The organism is Halobacillus litoralis (genome assembly GCF_020524085.2).
GTDB classification, from domain to species: domain Bacteria; phylum Bacillota; class Bacilli; order Bacillales; family Halobacillaceae; genus Halobacillus; species Halobacillus litoralis_E.
On sequence record NZ_CP129016.1, the window covers coordinates 3,565,782 to 3,578,843 of the forward strand.

General features: G+C 43.9%; 11 protein-coding genes. 2 read left to right on the plus strand and 9 right to left on the minus strand.

All coding sequences use genetic code 11. The features are described from left to right. Positions 1–35: 35 nt before the first annotated feature. Positions 36–410, plus strand: coding sequence for a DUF3021 domain-containing protein (locus LC065_RS18305; RefSeq protein WP_226588305.1), 375 nt, complete (start codon positions 36–38; stop codon positions 408–410). 47 nt (positions 411–457) lie between these two features. On the opposite strand, the gene LC065_RS18310 is transcribed toward LC065_RS18305, so the two are convergent. From LC065_RS18310 to LC065_RS18330, 5 genes are all read right to left on the minus strand, one after another. Continuing rightward, positions 458–1,111, minus strand: coding sequence for a lysozyme family protein (locus LC065_RS18310; protein WP_226588303.1), 654 nt, complete (start codon positions 1,109–1,111; stop codon positions 458–460). A gap of 164 nt (positions 1,112–1,275) precedes the next feature. Beyond that, positions 1,276–2,454 carry a type III PLP-dependent enzyme gene (locus LC065_RS18315; RefSeq protein WP_226588301.1) on the minus strand — a complete coding sequence of 393 codons (1,179 nt, stop codon included), beginning with the start codon at positions 2,452–2,454 and terminating at the stop codon, positions 1,276–1,278. Between the two features lie 21 nt (positions 2,455–2,475). Beyond that, entirely contained in the window at positions 2,476–3,111 is a 636-nt protein-coding gene (locus LC065_RS18320; protein ID WP_306163616.1) for an IucA/IucC family C-terminal-domain containing protein, read from the minus strand. After that, a complete protein-coding gene (locus LC065_RS18325) occupies positions 3,062–4,408 on the minus strand; it encodes an IucA/IucC family protein (protein ID WP_306163617.1) in 1,347 nt (448 codons plus the stop codon). Before LC065_RS18325 ends, LC065_RS18320 begins: the two co-directional genes overlap by 50 nt. Then, entirely contained in the window at positions 4,389–6,221 is a 1,833-nt protein-coding gene (locus LC065_RS18330) for an IucA/IucC family protein (protein ID WP_226588298.1), read from the minus strand. The genes LC065_RS18325 and LC065_RS18330 overlap by 20 nt, the downstream gene beginning before the upstream one ends. Positions 6,222–6,433: 212 nt before the next feature. Here LC065_RS18330 and LC065_RS18335 point away from each other — a divergent pair, with 212 nt between their 5' ends. Further along, entirely contained in the window at positions 6,434–7,177 is a 744-nt protein-coding gene (locus tag LC065_RS18335) for an IucA/IucC family C-terminal-domain containing protein (RefSeq protein WP_226588296.1), read from the plus strand. 206 nt (positions 7,178–7,383) lie between these two features. On the opposite strand, the gene LC065_RS18340 is transcribed toward LC065_RS18335, so the two are convergent. The 4 genes from LC065_RS18340 to LC065_RS18355 all read right to left on the minus strand — a co-directional run bounded on the left by LC065_RS18340 (position 7,384) and on the right by LC065_RS18355 (position 12,960). Next, on the minus strand, positions 7,384–8,529 hold the full coding sequence (locus LC065_RS18340) for a mannitol-1-phosphate 5-dehydrogenase (protein ID WP_226588294.1): 1,146 nt from the start codon (positions 8,527–8,529) through the stop codon (positions 7,384–7,386). Between the two features lies 1 nt (position 8,530). Further along, a complete protein-coding gene (locus tag LC065_RS18345; RefSeq protein ID WP_146813884.1) occupies positions 8,531–8,968 on the minus strand; it encodes a PTS mannitol transporter subunit IIA in 438 nt (145 codons plus the stop codon). Between the two features lie 13 nt (positions 8,969–8,981). Next, positions 8,982–11,075, minus strand: coding sequence for a BglG family transcription antiterminator (locus LC065_RS18350; protein WP_226588292.1), 2,094 nt, complete (start codon positions 11,073–11,075; stop codon positions 8,982–8,984). 409 nt (positions 11,076–11,484) lie between these two features. After that, positions 11,485–12,960 (minus strand): PTS mannitol transporter subunit IIBC, encoded by a 1,476-nt coding sequence (locus LC065_RS18355; protein ID WP_306163618.1) that lies wholly within the window; start codon positions 12,958–12,960, stop codon positions 11,485–11,487. Between the last annotated feature and the right edge of the window lie 102 nt (positions 12,961–13,062).

Here is a 13,062-nt window from a genome sequence, read left to right on the forward strand (position 1 = left end):
TCCTCTTCTATCCATTCTAAGGAGTCCCTGGATATTTGTACAATTTTCCAATGCAAGTGATGACGTTCGCCGTTATTTGGTTCGGTGATGCGCAAACACTCTCAGGTGATGCCCTTATCCGAAATCCGATTGGCAGCATGTTCTGTGGCTGGTTCTTCTCTGTAACGCCACTATATTTTGAAATCACCACACTCAAACTCTGGCAGCAAACCCTCTTACATTTCCTCACGGTCTCGCTGCTCTATTTCATCATCAGCTTCGGCATTGGATGGATTCCTTTTCAACTAACATCTGCTCTCTTATCCATCCTTTCATTCTTGCTCATTTATTTGATCATATGGATCGGTTTCTACCTCTATTTCAGGTCCGAATCTAAGAAATTGAATGAGGAATTGAATCATATCCAATAAAAAAAGTCGACAACCTTTAATAGGTTGTCGACTTTTTTTATCCTCCATTAGGAAGAAGTCGCGAGTAGGTCCCCATCTTCTTCATAGTGGTCAAGAACCTCATCTACATAATAAATGTCTCCATAACAGGCATCATACTGTTCAGCTTCTTCACGGATACAGCTGTATTTCCCTGTATGTTTTAATTCTTCATATTTCTTGGAGGAAAATTCAATGGCTAATTCCTGCGTATATTCTCCCCCATGGTCCATGACAAAATCAATGAACCCTGCACCAAAATTGTACGATTGAAGCGCTAGTTTCACATCCCCATCAGAACGTTCCAATGTCTTTGCGAAATAAGCAACCCCTTGCTCGATGGACTTTTCAGGTTTGTCAATACAGCCAACTTCCCCGCAATGAGATTCTGACGCCTGCATCGGATCGTCCCCACGTCCACCTGACTCCTGCATCATCAAAGCGAGCAATATATCCTTGTATTCACTAATCCCTTCCTGCTCCGCGTGAGTTGCAATTTCATCTTCATACTGCAGCACCTGCTGAGGGAGATCCGGTTCTTTTTCTTCAACAGGTGACCAGCTGCTCATAATTCCATCCCCAAGCTGACTTTTCATGGTTAAGAAAACGAGTCCGAGTAGAAAGACGGGGAGAAGGAAGGCTCTCCATGACCGGCCTCTATTTCTACTATTCTTTTTATTCACCCTTCTCCCCCTCTCTTCGACGCTATTCTATTTCTATCTTACCATTTCCCGTATGAAATCACTGTAAATAAGCATCCAATAGAGCCGATTAACAACATCGCCTTTTTCCTCATACCAAGTCTTTCTTTTTGGAGCAATAAAAAAACCGCCACAAAAGGTGACGGCTATTTCTTTTCTTCCAAATAGATGAATTCCGGCTTGGGATGGCTTAAAAATTCATGATGTGAAATCGTCCACGCATAGGCACCAGCATAATCAAAAATCACAACATCTCCCGCTCTCAATTCTTCTACATATCCACTTTTCACAAGAACATCATTCGGTGTACATAACTCTCCGGCAATGGTCACTTCCGCATCCTTCATTCCCGGCCTTTCATAGGGAGCGTCCCAGTCCTCGATGGGATAAACACGGAAAGGGTGACTCATTTTCCAAGCAGCGGGGAGCCGGAGGTGATGGGAGCCTCCCCGGATGAGGGCGAAATGATGATCATGGTTGGCTTTTACATCGATGACCTCAGCCACATACGATCCGGCAGCCGCCGTCATGTACCTTCCAAGTTCAAGAACTAAAGTCAGCCCGTCCATTTGTGATTCTAATTTTTCAAGACCTGAAGTGAATAAGTCCCAATCGAACGCCTCTTCCGGATTCCAATAATTGATGCCGATGCCTCCTCCGACATCGACCGTGTGGATGTCCAATTCAAAGCGGTTCCGCCAACTTTTCGCTTTTTCCAAACACATGGATACAAATTGCACATGAGCTTCAGCATTCAGGTTATTGGACATGGCGTGAAAGTGAAAACCTTCTACACTTACATGATCCATCTGTAGCGCCTTTTGGATAATCTGCGGCACTTCCCGTTCATCAACACCGAATTGAGTCGGGACGCCGGACATCATATGATGACTTTCCGGGACATCACGACTCAAATTGACGCGGATCAGGATGGGAGTGACCGTTTCTCTTCTGTTGGATAACCATTCGATACGGTTTAGATCATGGAAGCTCTCAACGTTAATGGCTTCTACTCCTGCCTCAATCGCTTCCTCTATTTCCGCCTGTTTTTTGGCGGGCGCACCAAAAAGCACTGGTTTCTCATGAGGCACTTTATACAGCTCCCCGGCCGACGCGACTTCAAATCCATCCACTATTGAGGCGAGAGTTCCTAGAATACGTGGATCAGGATTCGCTTTCACCGCATAAAAAAGCCGGCAAAAAGCCGGGAGACCGCTTTTTAACGTGTCCACTTGCTTTCGTAACCGACCTAAATCATAAACATAGGCACAAATGGGACCACCATGTACTCGTTTTTTATTTTCGATATACTGATCAATTCTCATAACTACATCCTCACACTTTCTTCAAGCTAAAGGGTTCGGCACTTCGGTGTACGCATCCCCTTTACTATTGCTCAGCCTCATTTGAGTCAATGACTTATGCATGACCGTCGGCTGGAATAAGAACGTTCGATCTTCCGCCACTTGTACCGCCAAATCATCCACCAGTGACAAACGATCCAGTTCTTCCTTTACCACTGTTTTTACTTCCATCCAAAATGTCTCTTCCGGTAATCCGGAATAACGCACCAGCTGACGGATGATTTCTCCCAAATGATTTTGAAAAACGGTGTAATACAGCTTGTTATGCATCGAAGAACGATCATTCGTCACACTGACCGAATCAGCAGCAAACTTTGGAGAGATTCCCTGTTTGCGAAGGCGTTCCGGATAAACCCTTGCTCCGCCCCAGTCCCGGAAAAAGAAGCGGGTTAAACGGCCATTTTTAAATACAGGAACACTGTTCTGCAGATGTCCTTCCAACGCCACTCCATACTTGACCATCATCGTCATATATCCTGGAAGCACTTTTTGTACGTAATAACAGAAAAACTCTTTGGCCGCCTGGTTCCGATTAAGGTGATGTTTCGTCTGAAATTCCTGGACAAGCTCATATAAGATTGTCAAACCACTGATCGGGGACAGGGCGTATAAGCTCATTCCAGCAACCGCCACTTCCCCTTCTTCCAGGAGGGGGTTGGAGAGATTCGCGAATCAACATCGTCAAATTACGACTCTTCAACCGCTCCTCAGATCGGAAAGCAGCCCCGCCCCATTCATTTAAAGGGACAAAGGAATGTAACTGTGGCTCTTTCTCTTTGATTTCCTGTATCATTTTTGAAAAAACGGTAGCATTCATCGCTGTTTGAGTAGAAATCGAACGGACGGTCGACGTCATCTGGCTGTTTACAGCAAGCTTTAACACAGGTGCGTCTTTCCTCTTAGGAGCCACCGTCCGGAACGAAGAAGTCGCCTCTACATTCATAGGTCGTGAAGATAAAAGAATCACTTCTTCATCTTCGATTTCCTTTTGATAAATCTCCGGTATCGCATGGTCATACTGCCAAGGGTGGACAGGCAAAATCGTGTACAGACTCTTCTCGTATCCCATGTCCTTTAATTCCTTATGCCCAGCCTCAACGCTTTCCGGAAAACTGGATTCAAATGTTGCTCCTGTACTCAATATCAATGACTTCTTCACGGCCGCCATACGGATCGGAAATGTCTGATGAAATTCCGGGGAGTATCGGAACGTGTCTTCATAGGTTAGTCCGATTTTCGTCTTGGCACCAGGATGAAGATGGTGACCGTCAACGACCAGTTGTTCGAAAAATAAATGGGTGTCCTCCCCTTGTTTCAACACATAATCGATGGATGTTTTCGCATCAAGGTTCGCAGCTTCTGTAAGCACCCTTTGCTTCCATTCCTCATGAAAAGTTAGAGCGAGCGCAAGGTTTGCCGTTCCATTATTCAACTCCTGGACAAAGGAGTCACGATTTGGATAGTCTTCTTTTTTAAACAAAAGAAACACGAGCTCTGAAGCGGAAGATACTGGACGAACTTGCTGCCCATCAATCAGCACAGGCACATCCACCTCGACAAAACGGAAAGCCGATGTATTTAAAATCGGAAATAATATTTTGTTCCTCTGTGTTTGGACCAGTAAATACGTCCGTTCTTCCTCTAATGATACGTATCCACTTTCACTCATCATTCTACGAAAATAAGAAGATGTACCATCCATTATGGTCGAACCGGAATAAACATCATCAATGTTCTCCCGAATAATAGAATTCGCAAGCTTCAATAAGATCCCTTTTCTTGCTTCAGCCCGGCATTTCCAAAAACGGGCGGCATTAGCAGGATGAGCGTTTTTTAAGAATTGAAATACCTTGTCTTCTTCTCTACGCAAGCCTGGATTCCGCGAATCTATACGCTCAGTTAAGGGCAGGATCATTTCGTTCCACCTCTTTTCTTTTGGCAAAAGGATGAGGAATTTCCACATAAAGATTGTCGGTATATTGATCAGACAAACGCATTTTTACGAGAGCCTTCATCTTCGTCGGCTTTGTAAGAATTTCCTCTTTATCGAGCAAGGCTTCAGTGGGGATTTGTTTATCTTCTTTCATTTGTTCATACGTTTCGTGGATCACCAGCTCGACTTTACTCCACATGTTTTCTTCCTCTACAGATGTTATTCGAGCGAGTGCCACAATGATTTCCCCTAAATGATTATGGAAGAGCGCATGGGAGAACACATCCAACAACTCAGACCGATCTTTAGTAAGTAGATTTGTGCTTGGATCAATTGGCTGCTCAACAAAATGTTGTTCTAAGCGTTCATTCATAATCCGAATGCCGCCATAATCCCGGAGTACCGCCTTTTTTGGCCTTCCTTTTTCAAAAATGACGACACAGTTCTGAAGATGTGCTTCCATGCTGATGCCATATTTCGTGATCAAAGTAAGCACACCAGGCAGGACCGTTTTCGCATAGTCATAGATGAATCCCTCAGGCGAAGGATAGAATTCCGCCAATTCTTCTACGATCAACTTTCCTGAAAACGGAGAAGGCGCGAGCAAAGAAGCCGCCGGAATTGCAACTTCGCCTATCTCCAAATCACGTTCTGGATTTTCACGTAAAATCGCCGCTGCGTTTTTTTGCAGGAAATTCTCATTTTCTTTTTGTGCGGGCTTATAATGAATACCAACTTCCTCACCCATGACGGTTAATGACCGGGAGAGGGCCTCGTCGCGACTAAAGACCGTTTGTAAGAGTCGCGATAAAGTAGGACCATTTTTTGTCGATGCCGCTGAAACGGTCCTGACCGCGCTTGTCATCTGTACATTGACAGCGGTTTTGATGTGATGCTTGAACCGGTCGTCTAGAGGTGCAAGCGACCGGAAAGAAATCAGTGCGGAAGTCGGGATGGTAAATTCATTGACCGGAAGTAGTAATTTTTCTTTCAAGTCATCCTTATAATATTTTGTGATGGTATGTTCCCATTGCCATGGATGAATCGGAATAATTTCATAGTCCTCCGCATCTAAGTCATGATTTTCACAGACGTGTTGAACTCCTTTATTTAACTCCGGGTATTCTTCCAAAAGGATGGACTTCGTGCTCTTCCCGTTTTTGGAAGTCATATGATATCGGTCTTTATGAACGAGCAATGGCAGTACATCCGGATTCCCTTCCCATTCCGGTGCATACCGGGCGACATCTTCAGGCGCAACGCCCATTCTCGTTCGGCTGCAAGGGTGGATGGTATGTCCTTGGATCACCCACTGCTCGAAAAAATCAAGCGGGCTCTTTAGAGTAACTGCATAAGAAAACGCATCTTCTGCCAGGGTTTCGATTTGTCTTCTTCTATGCTCCGCTACTGTTAGTGCCAGGGCCAGGTTCGTCACACTGTTGAGAACTTCTTTATAAAAATCAGATCGATTATTTCCCGGGAAAAGCAGTTTTAAGCAAGTTTCGGAATTATCCACCAAAGCTTGATTATCATCACGATCCAGAAAGCGGATGTCCCCATCAATATCGATGTGGTGAAATATGTAGAGATTGGACACAGGTACGTGAAGTTCTCCATCGTTTAATAAGAGGATCAATGTGTTTCCAGAGTCCCTCCATTCATAAGGAACGATATGCTCGCGAAAAATCGCTTGTATCAATTGATGCAAAGTGAGGAGATCCGCTTTTTTCATATGTTCTAAAAATGTGGATTCATAACCCGGTAACTTCTTTTGTATTACATTCATGGCTTCCATTATGTTCACCTCCGTGGAGGAATGATGTAGTATTGTAAATCTGCCTATTCCCTAAATCAATGAATAGTAATCAACCCATCTTATGCCCATGACCTTAGCTTACTCCCAAGTCCATGTCCATTATGCTTCTTAAGTTGTTGTATGGATGGTTTTATTTTATAATTGAAAACAGTTATCAGCAAAAATAAAGCTTACAAACGGGAGACATCGATATGAAACGAGTATTTGAACAAATTCAGAACGATCATCGCATCTTTGTTGGTTCTGAGTACAAGGACCGTTCTCATTACAAAGTCGATGATCTCATACAAGATAAAAAAGCGATGAAAGCATTACTGGAGATACAAAAAGATCAATTGGATGCCCCGAACATGGCCATTACCGGTTTGTTGTTCGGAAAAATGTATTCTGTGCTCACGATGGGATTGTTCGAGACGATGATCAAGCACGGTGTCATCATTGATGCAAGCCCCGAAAACATCAGCATTGAACTGAAAGAAAAGAATGCGATGAATTACATGGTTGACGATTCAGCTGTTTACAAAATTGCGGACTTGCCGGAAGACAAAGTGAAAGAATGCGTACACACTTTCATAACCCAACACTTGCAGCCATTGTTCCAAACCGTCGCACACGTTTCCAAATGCAAGACGACACATATGCGTTCCATCGTCTCTCACAACCTTCACCAACGAAAATATGCGCTTGTGAAAGATCAGGCAGATGAATGGACAGAGACCGTTTTCCGCTGGTTCACCACTCATGAACTTTTCAAGGAAAGCCGCAGGAACCCTCTCCATTTCAAATTCCGCTTTTACCAGGCGGACAACGGAAAAGAAACCTATGTCAGACGTCACTGTTGCATGAAATATATGCTGCACGATGCTGACAAATCCAAATGCTGTCCCACCTGTCCCCTTATCCCAGATGAAGAACGCGACGACCGCATCAAATAAAGCCCGAGCTTACAAAAAAGCTCAGGGCTTATTTTTATGGAAATAAATGTATGACCTGGTACACCAAAATATGTAAGACCTGGTCACTGGATAATTTGCACCACCTAGTACACTCACATTTCCCACAATCCTGTGTCCTATACTCGTTTTTCATGTAGTAAGAAAAAAGCTCCCCACAAAAAATTATTGTGGGGAGCTTTCATTAGTTAGTTCATCTCTTTATACATTTTTTCTACCAATTGGACTAATCGATGATCATTACTTAATTCGGAGATCTCCTGAAAAGCAGCTGTAGGTCCTTGATCCAAAACTTTATCCTGCAGCTCTTTTGCTTCAGGGTCTGATTCATTTTTGTAGATCAGTGCAGCTGCAATGACTTTCACTAAATATTGCGGATCCTCTTTCACCCGTTCTAAATATTCTACGGCCGGCCTTACAAGACGGTCTTTCGGCCCAAGTTTCCGAATAGGAGCACGCCCGACACGGGTAACCTCATCTGACAAGTCCGGGTTTAGGAAACGGTTGATGATCTGGTCTATATAAGCCTCATGTTGGTCCTTGCCGAATCCATACTTCTCAATCAGTACAGCTCCCGTTTCACTTAGTGCGCCTTCAACCTTTTCCTTGACTCTATGATCGTCCATCGCGTCTTTGATCGTTGAATGTCCATAATAGCTTCCGAGATAGGCCGTCGCTGCGTGACCTGTATTGACCGTAAACAGCTTACGTTCAATATAAGGTGTCAGGTCCTCCACATAGGTGATCCCTTCGACATCCGGCTGAACCCCTTTGATAGCTGGTGTTTCCACTACCCATTCATAATAAGGTTCAACCTTGACCGTCAACGGATCTTCATTGTGTTGATCCGGCACAATTCTGTCTACGGCTGCATTCGGGAATCCGATCGAATCTTCCAATTGATCCTGCAACGTTTCATCCATGTTTTCAAACACATGTTGTTTCAATGCTTCAGATCCACCAATCATGTTTTCACAAGCAATGACATTCAATGGTCCTGCTTGATCTGTCATGCGTTTTTCTACTCCTTCTGCCAGAAGTTTTGCGATGACAGGAAGAATGTTAGGTCCAACAGCGGTCGTGACAAGGTCTGCATAAGCGATCGCTTCCACAACGTCTTGGGGCTGTTTGATACTGTTCAATCCGCTGACATTTTTAACCTCGATGGAAGAATCGTCCCCAGCCAACTCCACTAGGTACTGATTGCGTTCATTCAATAGATCGATCAACGTCTCATTCACATCGACAAAAACAGTCTCGTAACCAGACTGATCAAGAAGCGCGCCGATGAAACCTCGTCCTATATTCCCTGCTCCGAAATGAACAGCTTTCATCTTACTCCACCTCGCTGAACGTCTGGAGAACTTCTTCCTTCGTTTCTGCAGCAATTAATTTTTCAACATTCTCTTCTTCTGAACAAACAATAGCAATCTGAGAAAGGATTTCTAAATGCTCGTTGCCTTTTCCAGCAATCCCGATAAGGAGCTTAACGATATTTCCGTCCCCGAAATCAACACCTTCTGGTACTGTAACTACAGAAATACCTGTTTCATTGACGGCTTTCTTCGCATCCTCTGTACCATGCGGAATGGCTACGAAATTCCCCATGAAAGTGGATGTGATTTCCTCACGCTTCAGCATTTCTTCGATGTAAGCTTCGTCTACATAGCCTTGTTCATTGAGAATGCCTCCAACATAGCGGATGGCTTCTTCTTTCGTTGCTAAGCTCTTGTTCAATTCAATGTTTTCTTTTTTCAAAATGTTTGTAGACATTATAAAAACTCCCTTATCCTTTTGATTTTAAAAATGTATAAAGTTGGTTTGCTAAATAATGAAGGATTTTCTCCTCATGTTCTGACTCTAAAATTGACGTACACTCTTCATCTTCTATAATAAGAGAACTAATAAAACTCAACGTCTCTAACCCTTCTTGACTCGGTGATTCAGGTGCGAGCATAAGCAACATCGTTTTGATAGGCATCTCTTCTCCGTCCATCCCCTGGACCTTCAAAGGTTCAGTCAAGATATGAATAGAGAAGGAAGGTTGTTCAATTGAAGAACTACGCGCATGGTAGAGCGCAAGTTTTGTCTCAGGGATGCCGAGACCTCCGACTTTTTCCCGTTCCAACAAATGATCTACAATGGGTTTCCCTTCTGTAACAGCTCCATTTTCTTTTAAATGATGAACCGCCTGTTCCAAAGCCCCTTCCACATGAGTAGCTTCTATTCTCGTCACAAGCAGGTGCTGAAGAACCTTTCCAATGTTACGGGCATAGCGTTCAGAAGCTCCGATTTTCTCTTGAATGGCCACGAAAGACTTTTCATCTCCGCCCCTCTGTTCCAAAACCGGCTGTTTCAATTGTTTCGTCACACGTACCCTTCTGATCCCATGCTCGATTTTGTGAATATCCTTCTTAGGTAAAACAGGACTCACCTGAACGTAGGCCTCTACATCGATAAGAGGAATGGTTGAAACGATCAAGTCATATTGAGAAATATCCATTCCCTTAAGGTCAAACAGAGAATGATGTTCAATTTGTTCAATTTCGTTGAATTTCTTTTGTAGTTTGGCCGCCAGTATTTTGGCTGTACCGATCCCGCTTGAACAAACGACGAGCACGTTGATCCCTGCCACACCTTCCATATTCAGAAGTGCAGATGCAAAATGCATGACGATAAAAGCGGCTTCTTCCCGTGGAAAATGCAGTCCAGGGAAGACCTCCTGAAGCGAATGTTCCACTTCTTCGAACAAAACAGGATAATCTTCCTCCATTTGATCGGTAAATGAGTTTTCGATATCCATGTTATGCTGTAAACGGTACACACTAGGTTTCAAATGGACGACAAGATCATTCAGTAAACGATCATACTCGTTGAAATCCATCCCTACACGCCGAGATACTTTAGCGATCAGCTGCTTCGCTTTAAAAGCAATGCTCATACTTGATTCTTCAAGCAAAGACTCTCGATTGTACCTCGCTTTCGCTCCCATCAAATGCATCGTAATATGGCCAGTTTCCGCTTCTGGTATAGAGATTTGGAACGCGCCGGCTAATTGATCGATTAAACCTTCTGCAAAAGAATACTCTTTCGTAGAACGGAGCTTTTCCAACTGTACTTCATCGATATGAATCTTTTCCCCTTGCTGCATGCGTTCAATCGCCAAAGCAAGGTGAACAACCAACGCAATGTAGGCACTATCCGCGAGAGGATACGATAATTCTTTCCGCAACTCATCAAGGTGAAGTTCGATAAGCGCAAGCGTTTCTTTATTTACGATGTCCAGCAGCTGCCCGGATAAAGAATCTTCTACCGACTGATTCCCCTCCTGGATGTTTTGTCTCACCATGGAGAAAAAATCAAGCTCGTTCATATGGGTCATAATTAATTGACTAATAGCTTCTCGTATACCTGATTCTTCTCCGACGACTTCGACGCCATAGCCTCTTTTTCTAACAAGCTTCAACCGAAAGTCCTTGAGGTGCTCTTCAATCTTATCGAGGTCATGACTGATCGTTGCTACCGTGACACCGAGATCATTCGCAATTGCCACCAGCTTGACGGGTTCCCGAGTTTCTAAAAGCTTAGACAGAATCAACACATGCCTCTCTTCCAGCGTATAATCCACCGAAGCTTGCTGCCTTAACTCCATTTTCAGCGTTTTCTTCTGATCCACAGGCCCTTTCACCAAAAGGACGCCCCCGGATTCTTTCTCGAGAGACAACTCCCTTTCGGCTAGGAGATCGTCCATCCCTTTCAAATCCCGATGCACCGTTCTTGTGCTGATATCGAGTTCTTCGGCCAATTGTTTAACCGTCACTTGATCTTCCTGACCAAGCAGGCGATCTAAGATCTTCCTTTCACGACCTGTCACATACATCCCCGATCCACCTCCTTCAAGGACAAGATTTAATAACTATCGTTTCTATACTTCCATGATATGTTGTACCGTAAGGGTTTTCAATGATTAGAAAAGTCATCTTCGTCAAACCATCGGTGACAAAATTTAATAACCACTGCATTTTTTAAAAATGGAATGAGCATATAGTTAAGCACCGCCAGTGCCATGTATCCATAAGTTTTGAACATTTATCGGTGGGTTTGCCGTTTTTATCAGTGGCTTTTGGTCATTTATCGGTGACTTTCATACGTTTATCAGCAGGTTATAGTCCTTTTTCGGTGACTACGACATCTGATCAGACCCCTTGAACTTTTATTAGCCGTTTTAGAAGTTCGACTCTCGAAACGGAATACAAAGGCCTGATCACAGGATCAGGCCTTTGTAGTTGTTATTCAGATTTAAGTTCATTTACGAGTTCATCATACTTCGGACTATTTAAGAAGTTATCAACAGAGATATGGTGAGCATTTGGTACTCTTTGTACCGCACGTTCCGTCAAGTCTTTGTGAGTGATGACGATATCTACGTCACTTGGCAGATCGTTGATCGCCATGTTCGTCACATCGATTTGGATACCGGCTTTCTTGAACTTGTTCTTCAAGAGAGACGCTCCCATCGCACTGGATCCCATTCCCGCATCACAAGCGAAGATGATTTTATCGACATTGCTGCGGTCTACGGAAGGAACGACATCTGTATTTCTATCTGAAACCTCTTCGTTCGCCTCTTCTTTTTGATCTTGCTCTTGAGAATTTAACTGTCCAGAAACAGAGCTCTTCTTCCCTTTCATTTCTTCCATTTTAGCTGTAGCTTCGTTCAAATCTTCTTCCTCATCGTTTTTGCTGAATTTTAGAATCAAGGAAGCGACAATGAATGATGCGAGTGTCGCAAGAAGAACACCTGCAATGACACCGAGGTGATCACCTCTGGCTGTCAATGGCATAAGCGCGACAATACTTCCTGGAGAAGGAGTCGCCGTTAAGCCGACACCGAAAGCGACGAACGTTGTTGTCCCGGTTACACCACCGGCGATGGCTGCTAAAATCAAAGCCGGCTTGGACAAGATGTACGGGAAGTAAATTTCGTGAATACCACCAAAGAAGTGAATGATGGCAGCCCCTGGTGCGGTTTGGCGGGAAATTCCTTTTCCAAATATGCTGAATGCCAAAAGAATTCCTAAGCTAGGACCCGGGTTTGTTTCAAGTAAGAATAGAATCGATTTTCCAATTTCCTGTGTCTGATCCACAGCGATTGGACTTAAAATTCCGTGGTTGATGGCATTGTTCAAGAATAAGATTTTTGCCGGTTCTATGAAGATGTTCACAAGCGGCAATAATCCCGCGTTGACTAACGCTTCAACGGCAGAACCTAGAATATTTGTTAGCCCTGACATAATTGGACCGATAATGTAATAACCGATGATGGCAAGAACCGCTCCAACAATACCGGCCGAGAAGTTATTGACAAGCATTTCGAAGCCGGACTTGACCTTGCCTTCAAAAAGTTTATCCACCCATTTGATGGCTAAACCACCTAGTGGACCAATGAGCATGGCACCAAGGAACATCGGGATGTCCGCTCCGACAATGACTCCCATCGTAGCTGTCGCACCAACGACACCTCCGCGAAGTCCATGGACTAATCGTCCACCTGTAAAACCGATCAGTAATGGCAGTAAGTAAGTGATCATCGGACCGACCATTTCTGCTAAATCTTCATTAGGAAAGTATCCATCAGGAATAAATAAAGCCGTTATAATACCCCATGCAATAAATGCGCCAATGTTCGGCATGATCATTCCGCTTAAAAAGCTTCCGAACCGCTGAACACGAGCTCTTGCACCTGTTTGTTTTTTCTCACTCATGAGAGTTCCTCCTCGTCTCGTTTGTTCTTTTTTCTGTACTTTCATAATAAAGCGGTTACACCCATGTGCTCAAGACAATCTAAATGCAGCTTTGTCATACAT